Here is a 19,890-nt window from a genome sequence, read left to right as displayed (position 1 = left end):
TCCCCGGTTCAGGCCACGAGGCCGAGTTCGCGCGTGATGATCATGAGCTGCACCTCGGTGGTCCCCTCGCCGATCTCCAGGATCTTGGAGTCCCGGTAGTGCCGGGCGACCGGGTTCTCGTTCAGGAACCCGTAGCCGCCGAAGATCTGGGTCGCCGTTCTCGCATTCGCCATCGCTGCCTCTCCTGCCACCATCTTGGCGATGGATGCCTCGACTTTGAAGGATTTTCCCGCGACGAGTTTACGGGCGGCATCGTGCCAGGCGAGTCGGGCCTGGTGCACCTGCGCCTGCATCCGCGCGATCGAGAAGGCGACGTGCTGGTTCGATCCGATGGGAGAGCCGAAGACGACCCGCTTCTTGGCATAGCGCAGTGCCTCGTCGAGACAGCCCTGGGCGGCGCCCGTCGCGAGAGCCGCGAAGGCAACCCGGCCCTCGTCGAGGATCTGCAGGAAGTTGGCGTAGCCGCGGCCGCGCTCGCCGAGCAGGTTGGTCCGCGGTACCCGCACGTCCTCCAGGGTGAGCGGATGCGTGTCGCTCGTGTGCCAGCCGACCTTGTCGTACGAGGGCTGCACCGTGAAGCCGGGCGTGCCGTTGGGCACGATGATGCTCGAGAGCTCCTTCTTCACCCGCCCGTTGGCATCCGTCTTCTCGCCCGTCACCGCCGTGATGGTCACGAGACGGGTGATGGGCGTTCCGGAATTGGTGATGAACTGCTTGGAGCCGTTGATGACCCACTCCTCACCGGTCAGTTCCGCCGTGGTCTCGGTGGCCCCGGCATCCGAACCCGCCCCTGCCTCGGTCAGTCCGAAGCCGGCGAGCGCCCGGCCCGAGACGAGGCCGGGCAGCCACTGCTCGCGCTGCTCCGGGGAGCCGTTGCGGTAGATGGGCATGATGCCCAGACCCACCCCGGCCTCGAGCGTGACGCCGATGGACTGGTCGACCCGACCGAGCGCCTCGACCGCGAGGCAGAGTTGGAAGTAGTCCTTGCCCGCGCCGCCGTACTTCTGCGGGAACGGCAGTCCGAACAGGCCCATCTCGCCCATCTGGGCGATGATCTCCATCGGAAGCCGCCGTTGGGTGTCGTATTCGTAGGCAGCCGGGGCGACGACAGTGTCGGCGAAGTCGCACACCTCGTCGTAGAGCCGCTGTTCCTCGGGACTGAAGTCGTAGTTCATGAAGTGGCGTCCTTCTCGCTCGGGGCGGTGGTCGTTGTCGTCGGGTCGGGGGTGGCGGCAGGGGCCGGGATCGGGATCTCGACGGTGGCGAGCAGGGTTCCGCGCTGCACCTGGTCGCCGAGGCCGACGTGCAGTCGCAGGATGCCGTCGACGGGTGCGGTCACGGGGTGCTCCATCTTCATCGCCTCGATGCTCGCGACCGCCTGGCCAAGCGCCACGGGCTCGCCGTCGCCCGCGTGCAGCGCGACGACCGAGCCCGGCATCGGCGAACGCACCTCGGGGTCGACGGAGCCTTCGGCCCGCTTCACCGCGGCGAGCGAGCGCTGCAGCCGAGCCTCGCGGCCCAGGAGCGTCAGCAGGTGGGCGTCTGCTCCCGAGTGCACCCACACGGAGTCACCGGAGCGAGCCAGCTGCATCGCGTCGGCCGCTGCAGCGTCCGCGGTCACGTCGACGACGCTGCCGTCGGCGAGCTCGAAGGAGAGCACCCTCGGCGCCCTCACACCCAGTCGCCATCCCGACCGTCGCCGCCAGAGTTCCGAGGCAGCGCCCGGCTCGAGCGCGTCCTCGTCCGCGATCCGAGCGGCCACGGCGGCCAACAACGACCGGGAGGGGGTGAGCCCGGCGGGCGGAGGCATCCGGTCGATCAGCTCGGTGTCGAGCGCACCGCTGCGCACCCGCTCGTCGGCGAGCAGTCCCCGCAGGAAGCGGAGATTCGTCTCGACGCCGAGCACGATCGTCGCGGCGAGCGCGTCGTCGAGGCGCTGGATCGCCTGCGAACGGTCCTCTCCGCGGGCGATGACCTTGGCGATCATGGGGTCGTAGTCCGCCGTGATGACCGATCCCTGACGGATGCCGCTGTCGATGCGCACCCCGGCGCCTCGAGGCTCCTCGTAGCGGATGACCGTTCCCGTCTCGGGCAGGAATCCCCGCTCCGGGCTCTCGGCGTAGACGCGCGCCTCGACGGCGTGACCGCTCAGTCGCACGTCGTCCTGGCCGAACCCGAGGGGCTCCCCCGCCGCGATGCGCAGCTGGGCGGCGACGATGTCGATTCCGGTCACGAGCTCGCTCACCGGGTGCTCGACCTGCAGCCGGGTGTTCATCTCGATGAAGTAGAAGGTGTCGGGCGCGCTGGCCGAGACCAGGAACTCGACGGTTCCCGCTCCCCGGTAGTCCACGCTGCGCGCGGCGGCGACGGCCGCGGCTCCGAGGCGCTCACGGGTCGCGGCGTCGATGAGGGCCGACGGCGCCTCCTCGATCACCTTCTGGTGGCGTCGCTGCAGCGAGCACTCCCGCTCGCCCAGGTGCACGACGGCGCCGGAGTCGTCGGCAAGCACCTGCACCTCGATGTGCCGCGGCTCCGAGATGAACCGCTCGACGAGCAGGGTGTCATCGCCGAAGGCGTTGCGCGCGACGCGCCGCGCCGCCGCGATCGCCTCCGGCAGTTCTGCGGCCTCCCGCACGAGCTGCATGCCCTTGCCGCCGCCGCCCGCAGAAGGCTTGAGCAGCAGCGGAAAGCCGACGGAGAGCGCCGCCGCGGCGAGAGCGGCGTCATCGAGGGCCGCATCGCTGATTCCCGGAACGACCGGAACGCCGGAGGCGGCGACCTGCTGCTTCGCGCGGATCTTGTCGGCCATGACCTCGAGCGCCCTCACGCCGGGGCCGATGAAGGTGATGCCTGCGGCCGCGCACGCCCGGGCGAACTCCGGATTCTCGCTGAGGAAGCCGTACCCCGGATGGATGGCCTCGGCCCCGGAGGTGAGCGCCGCCGCGATCACCGCGTCGATGTCGAGGTAGCTCTGCGCCGCGGGCGCCGGCCCGATCCGCACCGCTGCGTCCGCAGCATGCACGTGCACCGCATCCGCATCGGCGTCGCTGTAGACGGCCACCGAACGGATGCCGAGCTCGCGCAGGGTGCGCATCACCCGTACCGCGATCTCGCCGCGATTGGCCACCAGCACGCTCGTGAACACGGCCCTCACATCCGGAAGAGGCCGAAGGCCGGCTCGGGCAGCGGGGTGCGGGAGCACACGTCGAGGGCCAGCCCGAGAACGGTGCGGGTGTCGGCCGGGTCGATCACCCCGTCATCCCAGAGGCGTGCGCTGGAGAAGTAGGGCGAGCCCTGTTCGTCGTACTGCGCGCGGATCGGCGCACTGAATGCCGCCTCATCCGACGGTGAGAACGACTCACCGCGGGCAGCGAGAGCGTCGCGCTTCACGGTCGAGAGAACCGACGCCGCCTGCGCGCCGCCCATCACGCTGATGCGGGCGTTCGGCCACATCCACAGGAAACGTGGCGAGTAGGCGCGGCCGCACATCGAGTAGTTGCCTGCGCCGAAGCTGCCGCCGATGACGACCGTGAGCTTGGGCACGCGCGTCGTCGCGACGGCGGTGACCATCTTGGCTCCGTGCTTCGCAATTCCGCCGGCCTCTGCATCCGTGCCGACCATGAAGCCCGAGATGTTCTGCAGGAACACGAGCGGAATGCCGCGCTGGTCGCACAACTCGATGAAGTGGGCACCCTTCTGCGCCGACTCGCTGAACAGCACTCCGTTGTTGGCGACGATGCCCACGGGATGCCCGTGGATCTGCGCGAAAGCGGTGACGAGGCTCGTGCCGTACTCGCTCTTGAACTCCTGCACGCGGCTGTCGTCGACGAGCCGGGCGAGAATCTCGCGCACGTCGTAGGGCTGCTGCACATCGCCGGGCACGATGCCGTAGACCTCGTCCGCCTCCGCCTGCGGCGGCACCGAGGGGCGCGTCGGCCAGGCGGGGGCCGCGGGTTCCGGCAGCGTCGCCACGATGTCGCGCACGATGGCAAGGGCGTGCTCGTCGTTCTCGGCGAGGTGATCGACGACGCCCGAAGTGCGGGCGTGCAGTTCGCCGCCGCCGAGCTCCTCGGGCGTGACGACCTCGCCGATGGCCGCCATCACGAGCGGCGGTCCGCCGAGGAAGATGGTGCCCTGCCCGCGCACGATCACGGTCTCATCGCTCATCGCGGGCACGTACGCGCCGCCGGCCGTGCACGACCCGAGTACCGCCGCGATCTGCGGGATGCCGGCCGCCGACATGCGCGCCTGGTTGAAGAAGATGCGGCCGAAGTGGTCACGGTCGGGGAAGACCTCGTGCTGCTTGGGAAGGAAGGCTCCCCCCGAGTCGACGAGGTAGATGCACGGCAGGCGGTTCTCGAGGGCGATCTCCTGGGCACGCAGGTGCTTCTTCACGGTGATCGGGTAGTAGGTGCCGCCCTTGACCGTGGCGTCGTTGGCGATGACGAGCACATGCCGCCCGTGCACGAGGCCGATACCGGCGATGACGCCCGCTGCCGGTGTCTCGTCGTCGTAGAGGCCGTCGCCGGCGAGGGGCGCGATCTCCAGGAACGGGCTGCCCTCGTCGAGCAGGTGGTCGACCCGATCGCGCGGCAGCAGCTTTCCACGATCCGTGTGACGGATGCGGCTGGCCTCCGGCCCGCCCCGAGCCGCGCGAGCCAGTCGATCACGCAGGTCGCCCACCAGGGCGCGGTTGCGCTCCGCGTTCGCCGCGAAGTCGGTCTCGCTCGTCGCGATTGCGGAACTCAGGCGTGGCATCCGGCGATCTCCATCGATCTTCGAGTTAGTACTTCCTAACTCAAGCAATGTTAGCGATCGCTAACCGAGTCGGCAAGGGCCGCGTCACCCGAGAGGTGCGACGCCTCCGTCGGCGATCGCCGCCGCGAGCCGTTCGACCCCGTAGTCGTAGGCGCGCTGCACGTCGCCGCCGAGCCGGAATGCGCCCGCGAGCTCCATGCTGACGAAGCCGTAGGTCCACGCCGTCACCGTGCGCGCGGCCTCGAGCGCGTACTGCTCCCCCACCACGAGAGTCGCGGCACGCACGATGGCTGCACTCGTTGCGGTGATCGAGGCATCGGACGGGCGTGCTGCGGCGGGCAGGTCGGCGAAGACCAGGCGGAATGCGGCCGGCGCCGCGAGGGCGAAGGCGCGGAATTCACCGGCGAGCGCGATGATCGCCGCCCGTCCGGCGCGCGCGTCCTGCCGTGCTCCACCGCTGGCCGTGACGAGGTCGGCATCCTCGAGTGCCGCATCGAGCGCCGCCGCGAGCTGACGCAGCGTCGACTCGATGACGAGGCCGATGAGGTGATCCCTGCTCTGGACGCGCTTGTAGAGCGAAGGGGCTCGCACGCCGACACGATCGGCGACGGCACTCATCGTCACGGCGTCCAGGCCCTCGGACTCGAGGACCTCACGGGCGGCGGAGACGATCCGGTCGAGAGTGGTGCGTTCCGGCGTGGGCATGTCGCTCCATTCGATAGCTATTGACATTAGCCATCATAGCTAATTATCGTAGCCATCAACCACTTCGACAAAGGATTCGCCATGGAACTCGCACCGCACCTGCACCGCATCGGCAACGACATCGTGGCCGCCTACCTCGTCGACGACGCATCGGGAGTCACGGTGATCGACGCCGGACTCCCCGGCCACTGGCGCGACCTGCTCGCCGAACTGGCACTGATGGGCCGCTCCCTCGACGACGTGCGCGGGCTCATCCTCACGCACGGCGACAGCGATCACATCGGCTTCGCCGAACGCCTGCGCCGCGAGAAGAACGTCCCGGTCTACGTGCATGCGGCAGATGCCGCCCGGGCGCAGGGAAAGCAGAAGGGCACCGGCAAGGGCGGCTCGATGCGCATCGGCGCCACGGCGGGCTTTCTCTGGTACGCGCTGCGCAAGGGCGGGGCGCGCACCCACTACCTGAGGGCCGTTGTTCCGGTGCAGGATGGCGACGTTCTCTCGCTTCCGGGATCGCCGCGCATCGTCGGGCTTCCCGGGCACTCCGCCGGAAGCATCGCCGTGCACGTGCCGCAGGTGGACGCGATCTTCGTCGGCGACGCCCTCACGACCCGCCACGTGCTGACGGGGGCGAGCGGACCGCAGCCCGCGCCGTTCACCGACGACCCCGAGTCGGCCGCCCGCTCCCACCAGAAGCTCGCCGAGATCCCCGCGACCTGGGTGCTTCCCGGCCATGGCACGCCGTGGAACCGCGGCACCGCCGAACTCGCCCGGGCACTCGCCTCGGCATCCGGTCACTGAGGCCGTCTCGCCGGCGCTTGCCGCGGCGGGCGGTCTTCAGTTAGCATCCACTCACCGAAGGAGGCGCGGATGAGCACGACGGGCAGCGGCGTCCGCACCTCACGGGAGGCGGCGAAGGCCGACCGGCGAACCGCGCTGCTCGGGGCGGCCTCGCGACTGTTCGCCGAGCGCGGCTACGCCGGAGTCTCGATCGATGACCTCGGCGGAGCAGCCGGCGTCTCAGGTCCGGCCCTCTACCGGCACTTCCCGAACAAGCCGGCGGTGCTCGCCGCGATCCTCATCGACGCCTCGGACGGCCTGCTGCGCGGGGGCGAGTCCGTCGTCGCCGAGCACGCCGATGCCCCGAGCGCGCTGGCTGCGCTCGTGCGCTTCCATGTCGCATTCGCCCTGGGCAACGCCGACGTCATCCTCGTGCAGGACCGCGACATGGCGAGCCTGCCCGACGCTGAGCGTCACCGCGTACGCAGCCTGCAGCGCCGGTACGTCGAGGTGTGGGTGGGCGTGCTCGCGCAGCTGCACCCGCATCGGGCCGAGGCCGACCTGCGGGTGCGCGCGCACGCCGCCTTCGGGCTCATGAATTCCACGCCCCACAGCGCCCGCATCTCGGGTCGCCCGCCCGCCGAGGCCGGCGTGCGCGCGGCGTTGGAGGGCATGGCGATCACCGCCCTGCGCGCCTGAACCGAAAGCGGTCTGCCGGCGCTTTTCGGCCCTCGCTATTCGGCCGTCGCGCCCTGCTCGTCAGCGAGCTGCTGGATGCGCGCGGCAAGGTCGAGGTCGCGCGCCGTCACTTCTCCGACGTCGTGCGATGTCAGCTCGAACTCGATGCGGCCGTACTCCAGGTGCACGTCGGGGTGGTGGTTCAGCTCCTCGGCGACCTGGGCGACCGCGTCCAGCAACCGCACCGCTCCCGCGAAGTCGCCGGTGGCGTAGCTGCCCAGGAGCACGTCACCCAGATGGGCGAACGCGGTGCCCTCGAGCGCCGACTGCACTGCGGACGGATCGATCGGTTCGCTCATCTGCCCATTGTGCCCGCCCCGGCGCTCCCCCGCACGCGGAATGCCGGCGCGGTGCGCCGCTGCCTCTAGACGATGGCGAGCACGCTGGCCGGATCGCGCAGGATGCGACCGATGCCGGTGAGCAGGTGCGCCGCCTGCTCACCATCTGCCAGCCGGTGATCGAAGCTCAGGCTGAGCGTCATCACGTCGCGCAACGCGATGGCTCCCTCATGCTCACGTGGCTCGCGGCGCACGCTTCCCGTCGCGAGGATCGCCGCCTCGCCGGGCATCAGGATGGGGGTGCCCGCGTCGACGCCGAACACGCCGACGTTGCTGATGGTGATGGTGCCCCCGCGCAATCGCTCGGCCGGAGTCGACCCGGCACGGGCGGACGCTGCGAGCTCGCCGATGGCCGTCGCGAGTTCCGGCAGCGTGCACGCGTCGGCGGAGGGGATGCTCGGCACGATCAGTCCGCGCGGCGTCGCAACGGCGATGCCGAGGTCGACGTAGTGGAACTGCACGATCTGGCCTGCCGCCTCATCCCAGCGGCTGTTCAGGGTCGGGTTGGCACGCAGCGCGAGGCACAGGGCCTTGGCCGTCACCGCGAGCACGCCGATGCGCCGGCCGCCGAACGCCGGGTCGCTGCTCAGGCGTTGCGCGAGGCGAAGGGTCTCGGTGACGTCGACCGTCAGGAAGACGGTCGCCTGCGGGGCCGTGAACGCGCTGGCGACCATCGCCGCGGCCGTCGCCTTGCGGATGCCGTGGATGAGGGTGCGCGTCTCCCGTCGCCCGGTCGAGGCGTCGGAAGCGACGACGACATCGGGCGCGGGGCCCGTCTGACGCGGAGCCGCGGCGGCACGGACGTCGTCCCGGGTGATGAGCCCGTGCCGTCCCGATCCGTCGAGTGCGCTCAGGTCGACGCCGAGATCGTGGGCGAGCTTGCGCACCGGGGGCGTGGAGAGGGGCCGTGCTGCGGTGGCGGGTCGCCCCGACACGGGTGCGAATGCCACCGGCTCGTTGGTGGGCATATCGGAGGCGTCCTCGGGTGCCACCGGCACGAGGTCAGCGGCGAGCGCGGCTCGCCGGGGCCGACGCACGGGGCCGCCTGCCTTCGATGCGGTGGCGTCAACGGGGCCGTAGCCGACGAGGTGCGCCGCAGAGGGCTCGGCCGGTTCGGCCGGTTGGGAGGAGGACGTCGGGTTCCCTTCGACAGGCTCAGGGAACGAGCGCTCAGGGGTCGGCTGCTCAGGGAACGGCTGCTCAGGGAACGGCTGGGTCTCCTCCAGCTCGAACGCGACGATCGGCTCCCCCACCTCGACCGGAACCCCAGGTTCCGCATAGAGACGCGCGATGCGGCCGGCATAGGGCGAGGGAAGCTCCACGACGGCTTTCGCCGTCTCGACATCCGCAATCACCTGGTTCAGGCGCACGTCATCGCCGACGCTCACGTGCCAGGCGACGATCTCGGACTCGGTGAGCCCCTCTCCCAGGTCGGGCAACCGGAAATCGAGCAGGCTCACGAGCGGACCCCCGAGTTCTCGAGCGCGTCTCCGAGCGAGTTCGGCCGCCCCATCGCGCGATCCACTCCATCGAGGATGCGGTCCAGGTCGGGCACGTGATGCGACTCCAGCTTGGACGGCGGGTACGGGATGTCGAAGCCGGTCACCCGCACGGGCGCGTGCTCGAGGCTGTAGAAGCAGCGCTCGGTGAGAGCGGCGGCGATCTCGGCACCCACTCCCCCTTGCCCGGCGGCCTCGTGGGCGATCACCACCCGGCCGGTCTTGCGCACGGACGCCTCGAGGGTCTCGTAATCCACCGGGGAGAGCGAGCGCAGGTCGATCACCTCGATGGAGATGCCATCGGCCGCGGCGGCGCGCGCCGCATCCGTCGCCGTGCGCACGAGCGGACCGTAGGCGATGAGGGTGACGTCGCTGCCCGCGGTCACCACGCGGGCGCTGCCCATCGACGTGTCGTCGTCCAGGCGCACCTCGCCCTTGACCTGGTAGCGCCGCTTCGGCTCGAAGAACAGCACGGGGTCATCACTCGCGATCGCCTGCCGGATCATCGTGTACGCGTCCTGCGGGTTGGACACCGACACCACCCGCAGCCCGCTCGTGTGTGTGAAGTACGCCTCGGGCGACTCCGAGTGGTGCTCCGCCGCACCGATGCCGCCGGCGAAGGGCACGCGGATCGTGATGGGCATGCGCACGGCGCCACGGGTGCGATAGTGCAGCTTGGCGACCTGGCTCACGATCTGGTCGAAGGCGGGATAGATGAAGCCGTCGAACTGGATCTCGCACACCGGTCGGTAACCCCGGTAGGCGAGGCCGACGGCGGTTCCGATGATGCCCGCCTCGGCGAGGGGCGTGTCGAGAACGCGGCGGGGGCCGAACTCGCGCTGCAGTCCGTCGGTGATGCGATAGACGCCGCCGAGGTGCCCGATGTCCTCGCCGAGCAGCATCACCCGCTCGTCTGCGGCGAGCGCGTCGCGCAGGCCGGCGGTGATCGCCTTTCCGAGGGTGAGGGTCTGTGTGCCGGTGGAGACCGGGGTCGCGGTCGGGATCGGAGCCCTGGTCGTGCTCATCGCGCGTCCTGCTCGAACATGGCGAGGTAGCGCTCGAGCTGATCGCGCTGCCGCTCGATCATCGAGTTCGGCTCCGCATAGACGTTGTCGAACAGGGTGAGGGGCTCCGGATCGGCGAGCGCGAGGGTGGCGGCTCGCAGCTCTGCGGCCGCCGCCTCGCCCTTCTCGGCGATCTCGGCCTCGCGCTCGTCGTCGAGTTCGCCGAGTTCCCGCAGATGGCTGCGCAGGCGGGCGATCGGGTCGCGCTGGCGCCATTCCTCCAGCTCGGCCTCGATACGGTAGCGCGTGGGGTCGTCTGCCGTGGTGTGGGGGCCCATGCGATAGGTCACCGCTTCGATGAAGGTCGGTCCGCCGCCCGTGCGGGCGCGATCCAGCGCGAGGCGGGTGGCGGCCATCACGGCGAGCACGTCATTGCCGTCCACGCGCAGGCTCGGGATGCCGAAGCCGGGTGCGCGATCGGCGAGCGCCCGTCGCGCCTGCAGCGAGACGGGCTCGCTGATGGCCCACTGGTTGTTCTGGCAGAAGAAGACGACGGGCACCTGGAAGCTCGCGGCGAACACGAGCGCCTCGTTGACGTCGCCCTCGCTCGTCGCACCGTCACCGAAGTAGGCGATGGCGACGGCGTCGGCCCCGTCGTTCTGGATGCCGAGGGCGTAGCCCACGGCGTGCAGGGCCTGGGCGCCGATGATCACCTGCGGCGCCGCCATGCCGACGTCGTAGGGGTTCCAGCCGCTGGCGGCCGTGCCGCGCCAGACCGGCGAGATCTGGTCGATCGCCACGCCGCGGCACCAGGCGACGCCGTGCTCGCGGTAGCTGGAGAAGACGAAGTCCTCGTCCCTGAGGGCGCGCGCCGATCCGATCTGCGCGGCCTCCTGTCCGAGAACCGGAGGCCAGAGGCCCAGCTGGCCCTGTCGCTGCAGAGCGGTGGCCTCGGTGTCGATGCGACGCACGAGCACCATGTCCTCGTAGAGGCCGCGCAGCGCCGCGCCATCGAGGTCGGCGACCCGCGCGTCCCACGCGGGCTGGGGGGCCCTGCGCCCATCCGGGGCGAGCAGCTGCAGCAGATCGGTGAGCGACGGGGTGACTGTTTCGTGCATCGACATGGTGAGGGCCTCTTCTGCCGCAACCTCGGCCGGCGCGCCTTGTGGGCACCGCCGGTCGTCCCGCGGCGACGCTGCCGGGGATGCTCCAAGGGTAGGCGCCCCGAGCATCCCGCACAATGATCGCCGCACGAATTGAGCAGGGTGCACTGTTCGACGGGTAACGACGGTGCTACCGTTGCGCACTATGAGGACCATGGATGCCACCGACGTGCAGATGATCCGCGCGCTGATCGACGCTCCCCGCGCATCGAACGTCGCCCTCGCCGAGCGCCTCGGCCTCTCCCGCAATACGGTGCAGGCCCGCATGTCGAGCCTCGAGGCATCCGTGCTGGCCTCCGTCGAGCGGCGGATCGAGCCCGTGAGCCTCGGCTACCCGCTTACCGCCTTCATCGCGGTGCACGTGCGCCAGAAGTCGCTGAGCGACATCGTCTCGGCGATCGCCGCCATTCCCGAGGTCATCCAGGCGCACGGGCTCTCGGGCCAGGTCGACGTGCTCGTGCAGGTGGCGGCGCGCGACGCCGATCACCTGTTCCGCATCGACGCCGGCATCCTCGCGATCGAGGGCGTCGAGCGCACCGAGACCAGTCTCGCCATGGGCGAGCTCATCCCCTTCCGCATGCGGCCCCTGCTCGAGCAGGGCGCCCCGTGACGGATGCGGCGGCCCCTCCTCCACGCCCGGCAGCCGAGATCGATCCGGCGGCACTGCAGCAGGCCGTGAGGCTCGTGCGCGAACGGGATGCCGCCGCGCAACTCTGCATCATCCGCGACGGCGTCGTGGTGCTCGACGCGTCCGTGCGCTGCGCCGACGACGCGCTGTTCTGGACGTTCTCCGCGGGAAAGCCGTTCGTCACGGTTCTGCTGCTCATGCTCGCCGAGCGCGGGCTCGTCGATCTCGACGAGTCCGTGGCCTCCTACTGGCCAGAGTTCGCCCGTAACGGCAAGTCGGCCATCACCATCCGTCACGTGCTGCAGCACCGCAGCGGCTTCGCGACGACCGGCAGCCCGGTTGCCGATGCGCTCGCCATGTCGGATTGGCCTCGCATGATCGGCCGCATCGAGCGCACCCGGCCGCGGCACCCTCCGGGGTGGGGTCCGGCCTACCAGTGGATCGCATACGGTTTCATCATCGGGGAGATCGCCCAGCGGGTGAGCGGACGACCGCTGCCCGAGCTGCTCTCGACCGAGATCCTCGAGCCCCTCGAGCTGGCCGACACCTTCCTCGGCCTGCCGCCGCATCATCGTGCGCGATCGGTCGCGACGGCTGCCCCGGGGGTGAGCGGCGCCGCCGTGCGTTCCCTCGTCAATCGTCCGCGCACCCGCGCAGCCGTCATTCCCTCTGCGGGCATCTCGACGACGGCACGAGACCTCGCACGGTTCTACCTCGCCCTTCTCGGCGGCGGGGACGCGCCCCGACTGCTCGCACCCCAGACCCTCGCCGACGCACTCACTCCGACGAGCGACGGAATGCTCGATCGCTTCGCCCGCACCCCGATCCGGTGGTCCAACGGCTTCCAGATCGGCGGCTCCCGCGGTGTTCCGGGCGCCGTCAATCCGATGGGCACGCTCAGCAGCCCACGAGCATTCGGGCACAACGGCAGCAACTGCTGCATGGCGTGGGCCGATCCCGACCGCCGACTCGTCTTCAGCTACCTCACCAGTACGCTGCCGCCGGCCCGGGAGCGCTTCGATCACCTCGTGGCCGTGGCTGACGCCGTGCTCGCCGGCTGCCCGGGCTGAGCGAGAGCGTCCGGCGGCCGCCTCTCCGGAATGCAAAGAAACCCTTGCATAGTCTTGTTTGCAGAGGTATCTTTGCATCATGTCCGACGAGAAGCCTCCGCAGAGCAGTCCGCAGCATCCCGGACGGGATGCCGTGCTCGGCATGAGCGCCCTGCGCGGCCTCGCCCACCCGCTGCGCATCCGCATCCTCGACGAGCTCTCGGCCTACGGTCCACTCACGGCCACCGGCCTCGGCGAGCGGTTGGGCGAGTCCAGCGGCGTCATGAGCTACCACCTGCGCCAGCTGGAGAAGCACGACCTCGTGCGCGAGGACACCAGCAGGGGAACGGCACGCGAGCGCTGGTGGGAGCGCCGGCCCGGCTCGATCGCCGCGCCGGAGCCACGGGAATTCGCGCCCGGCAGCGCCGAGCGCCTCGCCACCGAACTCATCGAAGAGGAATGGAACCGCGGTCGCGAGCGCAACTACCACGACTTCATCACCGAGGGCGAGAAGGTCTTCGGTGAGGAGTGGCTCGACGTCGCCGTCGGCGACACCATCAACCTGCGACTGACGCCCGAACAGCTGAAGCAGCTCGTCGCCGACATCGACGTGGTGCTCTGGCGCTACCTCGACGCGTACAAGAGAACACCGACGCCGGGATCGCGCCCCGTGCAGATCCACATCAACGCCTTCCCGCTCGTGCGCGGCGAGATCTTCGACGGCGAGACGGACTCCAGTGCTTCACCCTCAGAGGAGGACCAGCGATGAACGCAGCAATAGCATCTCCCCTCGGCACCGCCGGTGCGTCGGCGCGGGGCGTCAACGGCCTGGCCATCCGCATCGGGCGAGCGCTCGAGGCGTGGGGGCGCCGACGCTCGCTGCGTGTGCCGGATCGGGAGCAGCTCACCCTGCGGCTCGCCGCGGCGGCCGAGGCCGCAGCCGCGCGTCGCGACAACGATTCGTCGGTGCTGCTGGGAACCTACGCGCCCCTGCGCTGAGCAGCCGTCACAACCAGCCGTTCTGCTCGGCGATCCGGGCGGCATCGGCACGGTTACGTCCGCCCGTCTTGCCGATGACGTTCGAGAGGTGATTTCGCACCGTGCCCTCCGAGAGGTGCAGGATGCGCGCGATCTCGGCGATGGAACCACCGGACCTGGCGACCTGCAGCACGCCCTTCTCCCGTTCCGTCAGCGGCGAGTAGCCCTGCGCGAGAGACTCGGCGGCGAGTGCGGGATCGACCACCCGCAGGCCCATCGCGACCCGGCGTACCGCGTCGGCGAGTTGCGCGGCCGGGGTGTCCTTCACGACGAAGCCCGAAGCGCCCGCTTGGATGGCCCGGGTCAGGTAGCCGGGCCGCCCGAAGGTCGTCACGATGAGGATGCGGCACTGCGGCACCTGCCGCCGCAACTGCCCGGCTGCGGCGATGCCGTCCATGCCCGGCATCTCGATGTCGAGCAGGGCGACATCGGGGGCCGCGGCGAGGGCTGCGGCGACGACCTCGTCTCCACGACCCACCTCGCTGACGACCTCGATGTCGTGTTCGAGGCTGAGCAGCGCCGAGAGCGCTCCCCTGACCAGGGCCTGGTCATCGGCGATGAGCAAGCGGATCACGTGCGCACCATGAGGCTGAGGCCGCCGAGCTCCGAGGTCGTCATGGACAGACGTGCACCCACGGCCTCCGCACGTTCCCTCAACCCGGTCAGCCCGGTGCCAGGCACCTGGCTGGCGACCCCGATGCCGTCATCGGCCACCTCGATGGCGTCTGCGTCGAGGCGCACGCGGCACAGGTGAGCGCCGGAGTGCCGGATGACGTTCGTGACCCCCTCGCGCACCACCCAGGCGGCGAGCTCGCGTCGCTCGGGAGGAACGGCATCCGTCGTCGAGGGCAGGTCTGCCGTGATGCCGGCGCTCGAGAGGGCGGAGCGGGCGGCCGCCAGTTCCGCGACCAGGTTCACGCCACGGAATCCCGCGACAGTGGAGCGCACGTCGGCGAGCGCCACCCTGGAGAGGTCCTCGACCTCGCCGATCTCGCGGCGGGCGCGTTCCGGGTCCACATCCATCAGTCGCCTCGCCAGTTCGGCCTTGACCGTGATGACGGTGAGGGAATGCCCGAGGATGTCGTGCATGTCGCGGGCCACCCGACTGCGCTCCTGCTCAGCCGCAAGGCGTTCCATCTCGCGCTGTGTCGCCGTCAGCTGGTTCATCGACGCCAGCACCCGTGCGAAGGACGCCATCATCATCGAGATCGAGAGGATGATCACCGGCCCGTAGAAGAGCCCCTCACTCCAGCCGTTCCCCATGAACTCGAAGACGGCCCCGAGCGCCGCCAGCCCGAAGATGAGCCACCACGTCTGGCCCCACGAGAGCACGGCCATGCCGATGATGACGCCGACATAGGTCCAGAGACCCGACACGCCCCAGGCGAGCCACGGCACCAGCGTGAGCGAGAGCAGGAAGAGCCCCGTCGGGACGAACAGTCGCGTGCCTCGGGGAAGCGCCCAGCACAGCGGAGCCGCGATCGCGAACGCGATGCCGAACAGCACAACGAGGGCGATGCCCCATGCCGGCGCCGGCCCAGAATCCTCCTGGGCGATGTTCACCGCGATGGCGATCAGCCAGATGTCGGCGAGGGCGGCGCCGACGTACCAGCGCGCCGCGCTGTTCGACCAGAGCACGGTGCGCACTCCCGCCCGCCGTGCGATCGCCATCGACGGAGGCAGGATGGGCCAGCCGGGGCCGGCCCACTGCTCATCGACGCCCTGTCGCTGCACGTCGTCCACCCTACTCAGCCCCTCTTCGCTCCACTGACCTGTCCGTGCACGACCGACGGTTCGCCCTAGACCCGCTTGGTGTCGCGGCGGAACAGCAGCGCCGTGCCCACCGCGAAAATCGCGAACCAGCACACCGCGTTCACCAGCACGAGAGCGTCGAATCCCTGACCCGTGAGCGGTGCGCGGGCGATCTCGCCGATGCCGTAGACCGGCGTCCACGCCGCGACATCCTGCATGATCGGCGGCATCATGCTCACCGGGTAGAACAGGCCGCCGATGAACGAGAAGAACACCACGACGAGGCTCGTGACCTGCATCGCGTTCTCGCCGGGAACGAGGTAGCCGAACAGCAGGCCGAGCGTGGTGAACACCGCCGAGCCCAGCAGCCAGGCTGCCAAGCCGGAGAAGATCCACTGCGCGGCCGACATATGCACGCCGCTGATGACGCCGGCGAGATAGGTCGCCACCACGGCGATGAGTCCGAACATCATTCCGGCGATGAGTTTCATGGCCACGTTCGCCATGGGGTTCAGGGGCGTCAGGCGCAACTGCCGGCTCCACCCGAGCGCCCGCTCCGTCGCGACCGCTCCTCCAGCGTTGGTGGCCGACATCATCGCCCCGTAGAGCGCCATCGAGACCATGATGTAGGCGGCGACCGACAGGCCGCCCTGCGCGAGTGGAACTTCGGTGAGGGCAACGTCGTGGTTCGGATAGCCGGCGAGGTAGTACATCAGCACGGGAAAGACGACGGTGAACGCGATCGAACGACGGTTGCGCAGCTTCCGGCGCAGTTCGATGCCGAGGAAGGTGAGGTTGAAGCCGCCGAGCGGCGCGGCCGTGCGCTCCAGGCTGACGCGATCTTCGATGGCGGTGCTCATGAGGGCTGTCCTTCCGAAGTAAGTGCGATGAAGACGTCTTCGAGCCCCTGCGCGGTGATCTCGATGTCGTACGCGGCGGTCTGGGTGAGCAGGTAGCGGGCCACCGCATCCGAATCGCCCGTGGTGATGCCGATGCGCTGTCCTCGGCGCTCGACACCGATCACGCCGGGCAGGGCAGCGAGCGCGTCGGCGTCGACCTGCTCGATCGTGGCGCGCACCGTACGGTCGGCTGCGAGGTTCTTCACCTCGGTTGCCGTGCCGTCGGCCACCACGCGCCCGTGGCGCAGAAGCACGATGCGGTCGGCGTAGGCGTCGGCCTCGTCGAGGTAGTGCGTGGCGAAGAGCACGGTGCGTCCGCGCTCCGCGTCCGCGCGGATGGCACCCCAGAAGTCGCGGCGACCCTCCACGTCCATGCCCGTCGTCGGCTCGTCGAGGATGAGCAGTCCCGGATCACTGAGCAACGCCATCGCGAACCGCAGGCGCTGCTGCTCGCCGCCGGAGCACTTGCCCACCATGCGGTCGGCGATCAGCGTGATGCCCGCGCGCTGCATCACGTCATCGACCGGGCGCGGGTCGGTGAACAGCGATGCCGTGAGGCGTACCGTCTCGCGCACCGTCAGGTCCTTCAGCAGTCCGCCGGTCTGAAGCACCGCCGATACGAGCCCTTGGGAGATCGCGGCGCGGGGCGAACGGCCGAAGATGCGCACGCTGCCGCTGTCGGGTGAGGCGAGTCCGAGCATCATGTCGATGCTCGTGGTCTTGCCGGCGCCGTTGGGTCCGAGGAAGGCCACGATCTCGCCCGGTCGCACCCGCAGATCGATGCGGTCGACCGCTCGGACCGACCCGTAGGCCTTGCTCAGGCCGACCGCGTCGATGGCCGGCAGCGCCTCGAGGGCGGCGACGTCTGACTCGTCCCGCGCACGTATTTCTGTATCCATGCCCCCAATCCTGCGGGGGCATGGCGGGAACGACCCGTCACTGCCGTCGTGATCGCGGCATGACGTTTGTCACGATCCCCCGGAACGACGGATGCCCGCCGCCCGACCCGATCGCCCGCATGGTGCGGGGCCTCGGGCCGGACGACGGGCATCCGTCGTCGTGCGGGAACTACTCGGCGTTCACGCTCTCAGGCTGCTGAGCGCCCTCGGCGGGAGCTGCGGCCTCGCCGGCGCCCTCGGCCTCGTCGGCGATGACCGGGGCGAGCGAGAGCTTGCCGCGGTCGTCGATCTTCGTGATCTCGACGAGCACCTTCTGACCGACACCGAGAACGTCTTCGACGTTCTCGACGCGCTTGCCGCCGGCGAGCTTGCGCACCTCGCTGATGTGCAGCAGGCCGTCCTTGCCCGGGAGCAGGGAGACGAACGCGCCGAAGGCCGCGATCTTGACGACGGTTCCGAGGAACTGCTCGCCGACCTCGGGGTTGGTCGGGTTGGCGATCGCGTTCACCCGCAGGCGGGCAGCCTCGGCCGAGGGGCCGTCGACCGCACCGATGTAGACGGTGCCGTCCTCCTCGATGGAGATGTCGGCGCCGGTCTCGTCCTGGATGGAGTTGATCGTCTTGCCCTTGGGGCCGATGAGCTCGCCGATCTTGTCGACGGGGATCTGCACGCTGATCACGCGCGGAGCCGTCGGAGCCATCTCGTCGGGAGCGTCGATGGCCGCGTTCAGAACCTGCAGGATCGTGGTGCGCGCATCCTTGGCCTGCTTGAGGGCGGCACCGAGCACGGACGCGGGGATGCCGTCGAGCTTGGTGTCGAGCTGGATCGCGGTGACGAACTCGCTGGTACCGGCGACCTTGAAGTCCATGTCGCCCAGGGCGTCTTCGGCACCGAGGATGTCGGTCAGGGCCGCGTAGCGGGTCTGGCCGTCGATGGTGTCGGAGATGAGGCCCATGGCGATGCCGGCGACCGGGGCGCGCAGCGGCACACCGGCGTTCAGCAGCGACAGGGTCGAGGCGCACACGGAGCCCATGGAGGTCGATCCGTTGGATCCGAGTGCCTCGGAGACCTGGCGGATCGCGTAGGGGAACTCCTCGCGCGAGGGCAGCACCGGAACGAGGGCGCGCTCGGCGAGAGCACCGTGTCCGATCTCGCGACGCTTCGGCGAACCCACGCGGCCGGTCTCACCGGTCGAGTAGGGCGGGAAGTTGTAGTTGTGCATGTAGCGCTTGTGCTTCTCGGGCGTGAGCGCGTCGATCTGCTGCTCCATCTTGAGCATGTTCAGCGTGGTGACACCCAGGATCTGGGTCTCGCCGCGCTGGAAGATCGCCGAGCCGTGCACGCGCGGGATCACGGCGACCTCGGCGTCGAGCGGGCGGATGTCCGCGAGCCCGCGGCCGTCGATGCGGATGCCCTCGTTCAGCACACGGGTGCGCATGACGAGCTTGGTGACCGACTTGTAGGCGGCGCTGAACTGGTGCAGTGCACCGGCCTCGAGCTCACCGGCGTCGACCTTGGCCGTGATGGCCTGCTTGACGCGCGCCTTGAGCTCGTCGTCCGCGTTCTGGCGGGCGATCTTGTCGGCGATCTGGTAGACGCCCTTGAGCTCGTCGTAGGCGAGGCCGGCGACGGCGTCATACGTGGACTGCTCGTAGGGCGGGAACACCGGGAAGTCGGCGGTCGGCTTGGCGGCCGCAGCGGCGACCTTCGCCTGTGCCTCGACCAGCTGGGCGATGAACGGCTTGGCCGCCTCGATGCCCTCGGCGATGACCTCTTCGTTCGGCTTGACGGCGCCGCCCTGGATGAGGTTCCAGGCGCCGTCGGTGGCCTCTGCCTCGATCATCATGATCGCGACATCCTGGTTGCCGGACTCGTCGGTGACGACGCGACCCGCGACGACCATGCTGAAGACGGCATCCGCGAGCTGCGAGTACTTCGGGAACGCGACCCACTGGCCCTTGCCGTGCTCGGTGGGGATGAGCGCGAGGCGCACACCGCCGATGGGGCCCGAGAACGGGAGGCCGGCGAGCTGGGTCGACATCGACGCCGCGTTGATGGCGAGCACGTCGTAGAGCTCGTCGGGCTCGATGGCCAGAACCGTCACGACGACCTGGATCTCGTTGCGCAGGCCGTCGACGAACGACGGACGCAGCGGACGGTCGATGAGGCGGCAGGTGAGGATCGCCTCGGTCGAGGGGCGGCCCTCACGACGGAAGAACGATCCGGGGATGCGGCCGGCGGCGTACATGCGCTCTTCGACGTCGATCGTCAGCGGGAAGAAGTCGAAGTTGTCCTTCGGCTGCTTGGAGACGCTCGTCGCCGAGAGAAGCATGGTCTCTTCGTCGATGTAGGCGGCAGCAGAGCCCTGGGCCTGCTGGGCGAGACGGCCGGTCTCGAAGCGGATGGTGCGGGTGCCGAACGAGCCATTGTCGATGACGGTCTCGGCGAACGTGATTTCTGGACCTTCCAAGAGGTCTTTCTCCTTTGTTTAACGTCGCGACCGTATGGGCACGACTCCTACGCAGGAGCAGGGGGAACAGGCAGATTTCAGCGCGTCAGGTTGATTCGCTTGCGCTGGCCACCAGTAGAAGTCCACCAAACGGATGCCGCGAATCGGCCGCTTGGTAAGCCACCACAGGGGAC

General features: G+C 69.7%; 19 protein-coding genes. 6 read left to right on the top strand and 13 right to left on the bottom strand.

Annotation, left to right across the window (positions count from 1 at the left end; all coding sequences use genetic code 11):
- Window positions 1–8: 8 nt before the first annotated feature.
- The 4 genes from WDJ51_RS01480 to WDJ51_RS01465 form a co-directional block, all read right to left on the bottom strand.
- Window positions 9–1,175 (bottom strand): acyl-CoA dehydrogenase family protein, encoded by a 1,167-nt coding sequence (locus WDJ51_RS01480; RefSeq protein WP_337850647.1) that lies wholly within the window; start codon window positions 1,173–1,175, stop codon window positions 9–11.
- Complete coding sequence (locus tag WDJ51_RS01475; protein ID WP_337850646.1) at window positions 1,172–3,145, bottom strand: acetyl/propionyl/methylcrotonyl-CoA carboxylase subunit alpha; 1,974 nt, start codon at window positions 3,143–3,145, stop codon at window positions 1,172–1,174. The genes WDJ51_RS01480 and WDJ51_RS01475 overlap by 4 nt, the downstream gene beginning before the upstream one ends.
- 5 nt (window positions 3,146–3,150) lie before the next feature.
- Window positions 3,151–4,758 carry a carboxyl transferase domain-containing protein gene (locus tag WDJ51_RS01470; protein ID WP_337850645.1) on the bottom strand — a complete coding sequence of 536 codons (1,608 nt, stop codon included), beginning with the start codon at window positions 4,756–4,758 and terminating at the stop codon, window positions 3,151–3,153.
- A gap of 84 nt (window positions 4,759–4,842) precedes the next feature.
- Entirely contained in the window at window positions 4,843–5,490 is a 648-nt protein-coding gene (locus WDJ51_RS01465; protein ID WP_337850644.1) for a TetR/AcrR family transcriptional regulator, read from the bottom strand.
- 54 nt (window positions 5,491–5,544) lie between these two features.
- On the opposite strand from WDJ51_RS01465, the gene WDJ51_RS01460 reads away from it, so the two are divergent.
- Window positions 5,545–6,261: an MBL fold metallo-hydrolase gene (locus tag WDJ51_RS01460; RefSeq protein WP_337850643.1), complete on the top strand. Its 717-nt coding sequence runs from the start codon at window positions 5,545–5,547 to the stop codon at window positions 6,259–6,261.
- 69 nt (window positions 6,262–6,330) lie between these two features.
- A complete protein-coding gene (locus tag WDJ51_RS01455; RefSeq protein ID WP_337850642.1) occupies window positions 6,331–6,939 on the top strand; it encodes a TetR/AcrR family transcriptional regulator in 609 nt (202 codons plus the stop codon).
- A 35-nt stretch (window positions 6,940–6,974) separates the two neighbouring features.
- Here WDJ51_RS01455 and WDJ51_RS01450 read toward each other — a convergent pair whose 3' ends face one another.
- The 4 genes from WDJ51_RS01450 to pdhA all read right to left on the bottom strand — a co-directional run bounded on the left by WDJ51_RS01450 (window position 6,975) and on the right by pdhA (window position 10,943).
- Window positions 6,975–7,277, bottom strand: a complete 303-nt coding sequence (locus tag WDJ51_RS01450) for a 4a-hydroxytetrahydrobiopterin dehydratase (protein ID WP_337850641.1) — start codon at window positions 7,275–7,277, stop codon at window positions 6,975–6,977.
- A gap of 65 nt (window positions 7,278–7,342) precedes the next feature.
- Window positions 7,343–8,776 carry a dihydrolipoamide acetyltransferase family protein gene (locus tag WDJ51_RS01445; RefSeq protein WP_337850640.1) on the bottom strand — a complete coding sequence of 478 codons (1,434 nt, stop codon included), beginning with the start codon at window positions 8,774–8,776 and terminating at the stop codon, window positions 7,343–7,345.
- Window positions 8,773–9,840: an alpha-ketoacid dehydrogenase subunit beta gene (locus WDJ51_RS01440; RefSeq protein WP_337850639.1), complete on the bottom strand. Its 1,068-nt coding sequence runs from the start codon at window positions 9,838–9,840 to the stop codon at window positions 8,773–8,775. Before WDJ51_RS01440 ends, WDJ51_RS01445 begins: the two co-directional genes overlap by 4 nt.
- Window positions 9,837–10,943, bottom strand: coding sequence for a pyruvate dehydrogenase (acetyl-transferring) E1 component subunit alpha (gene pdhA / locus WDJ51_RS01435; protein WP_337850638.1), 1,107 nt, complete (start codon window positions 10,941–10,943; stop codon window positions 9,837–9,839). Before pdhA ends, WDJ51_RS01440 begins: the two co-directional genes overlap by 4 nt.
- A 193-nt stretch (window positions 10,944–11,136) precedes the next feature.
- Here pdhA and WDJ51_RS01430 point away from each other — a divergent pair, with 193 nt between their 5' ends.
- The 4 genes from WDJ51_RS01430 to WDJ51_RS01415 all read left to right on the top strand — a co-directional run bounded on the left by WDJ51_RS01430 (window position 11,137) and on the right by WDJ51_RS01415 (window position 13,658).
- Complete coding sequence (locus WDJ51_RS01430) at window positions 11,137–11,592, top strand: Lrp/AsnC family transcriptional regulator (protein ID WP_337850637.1); 456 nt, start codon at window positions 11,137–11,139, stop codon at window positions 11,590–11,592.
- Window positions 11,589–12,680, top strand: a complete 1,092-nt coding sequence (locus WDJ51_RS01425) for a serine hydrolase domain-containing protein (RefSeq protein ID WP_337850636.1) — start codon at window positions 11,589–11,591, stop codon at window positions 12,678–12,680. The genes WDJ51_RS01430 and WDJ51_RS01425 overlap by 4 nt, the downstream gene beginning before the upstream one ends.
- 79 nt (window positions 12,681–12,759) lie before the next feature.
- On the top strand, window positions 12,760–13,428 hold the full coding sequence (locus tag WDJ51_RS01420; RefSeq protein WP_337850635.1) for an ArsR/SmtB family transcription factor: 669 nt from the start codon (window positions 12,760–12,762) through the stop codon (window positions 13,426–13,428).
- Window positions 13,425–13,658 (top strand): hypothetical protein, encoded by a 234-nt coding sequence (locus WDJ51_RS01415; RefSeq protein WP_337850634.1) that lies wholly within the window; start codon window positions 13,425–13,427, stop codon window positions 13,656–13,658. The genes WDJ51_RS01420 and WDJ51_RS01415 overlap by 4 nt, the downstream gene beginning before the upstream one ends.
- Window positions 13,659–13,665: 7 nt before the next feature.
- Here WDJ51_RS01415 and WDJ51_RS01410 read toward each other — a convergent pair whose 3' ends face one another.
- The 5 genes from WDJ51_RS01410 to WDJ51_RS01390 all read right to left on the bottom strand — a co-directional run bounded on the left by WDJ51_RS01410 (window position 13,666) and on the right by WDJ51_RS01390 (window position 19,717).
- On the bottom strand, window positions 13,666–14,271 hold the full coding sequence (locus tag WDJ51_RS01410) for a response regulator transcription factor (protein ID WP_337850633.1): 606 nt from the start codon (window positions 14,269–14,271) through the stop codon (window positions 13,666–13,668).
- The gene (locus WDJ51_RS01405) at window positions 14,268–15,431 is read right to left on the bottom strand and encodes a sensor histidine kinase (RefSeq protein WP_337850632.1); all 1,164 of its coding nucleotides are present in this window, start codon (window positions 15,429–15,431) and stop codon (window positions 14,268–14,270) included. Before WDJ51_RS01405 ends, WDJ51_RS01410 begins: the two co-directional genes overlap by 4 nt.
- Before the next feature lie 65 nt (window positions 15,432–15,496).
- Window positions 15,497–16,309, bottom strand: coding sequence for an ABC transporter permease (locus WDJ51_RS01400; protein ID WP_337850631.1), 813 nt, complete (start codon window positions 16,307–16,309; stop codon window positions 15,497–15,499).
- Complete coding sequence (locus WDJ51_RS01395; protein WP_337850630.1) at window positions 16,306–17,247, bottom strand: ABC transporter ATP-binding protein; 942 nt, start codon at window positions 17,245–17,247, stop codon at window positions 16,306–16,308. Before WDJ51_RS01395 ends, WDJ51_RS01400 begins: the two co-directional genes overlap by 4 nt.
- 169 nt (window positions 17,248–17,416) lie before the next feature.
- Window positions 17,417–19,717: a polyribonucleotide nucleotidyltransferase gene (locus WDJ51_RS01390; RefSeq protein WP_337850629.1), complete on the bottom strand. Its 2,301-nt coding sequence runs from the start codon at window positions 19,715–19,717 to the stop codon at window positions 17,417–17,419.
- Window positions 19,718–19,890: the final 173 nt, after the last annotated feature.

It is taken from the genome of Rathayibacter sp. YIM 133350, from assembly GCF_037404875.1.
Lineage (GTDB): Bacteria > Actinomycetota > Actinomycetes > Actinomycetales > Microbacteriaceae > Orlajensenia.
The sequence above is the reverse complement of the archived record's forward strand: the minus strand, read 5'-3'. Positions and strand labels throughout refer to the sequence as shown.

Bases quoted from the DNA above. Each gene is read 5' to 3' on its own strand.
- WDJ51_RS01480 (WP_337850647.1), bottom strand. From the start codon at position 1,175: ATGAACTACGACTTCAGTCCCGAGGAACAGCGGCTCTACGACGAGGTG.
- WDJ51_RS01470 (WP_337850645.1), bottom strand. From the start codon at position 4,758: ATGCCACGCCTGAGTTCCGCAATCGCGACGAGCGAGACCGACTTCGCG.
- WDJ51_RS01465 (WP_337850644.1), bottom strand. From the start codon at position 5,490: ATGTCAATAGCTATCGAATGGAGCGACATGCCCACGCCGGAACGCACC.
- WDJ51_RS01460 (WP_337850643.1), top strand. From the start codon at position 5,545: ATGGAACTCGCACCGCACCTGCACCGCATCGGCAACGACATCGTGGCC.
- WDJ51_RS01455 (WP_337850642.1), top strand. From the start codon at position 6,331: ATGAGCACGACGGGCAGCGGCGTCCGCACCTCACGGGAGGCGGCGAAG.
- WDJ51_RS01450 (WP_337850641.1), bottom strand. From the start codon at position 7,277: ATGAGCGAACCGATCGATCCGTCCGCAGTGCAGTCGGCGCTCGAGGGC.
- WDJ51_RS01440 (WP_337850639.1), bottom strand. From the start codon at position 9,840: ATGAGCACGACCAGGGCTCCGATCCCGACCGCGACCCCGGTCTCCACC.
- pdhA (WP_337850638.1), bottom strand. From the start codon at position 10,943: ATGTCGATGCACGAAACAGTCACCCCGTCGCTCACCGATCTGCTGCAG.
- WDJ51_RS01430 (WP_337850637.1), top strand. From the start codon at position 11,137: ATGGATGCCACCGACGTGCAGATGATCCGCGCGCTGATCGACGCTCCC.
- WDJ51_RS01420 (WP_337850635.1), top strand. From the start codon at position 12,760: ATGTCCGACGAGAAGCCTCCGCAGAGCAGTCCGCAGCATCCCGGACGG.
- WDJ51_RS01415 (WP_337850634.1), top strand. From the start codon at position 13,425: ATGAACGCAGCAATAGCATCTCCCCTCGGCACCGCCGGTGCGTCGGCG.
- WDJ51_RS01400 (WP_337850631.1), bottom strand. From the start codon at position 16,309: ATGAGCACCGCCATCGAAGATCGCGTCAGCCTGGAGCGCACGGCCGCG.
- WDJ51_RS01395 (WP_337850630.1), bottom strand. From the start codon at position 17,247: ATGGATACAGAAATACGTGCGCGGGACGAGTCAGACGTCGCCGCCCTC.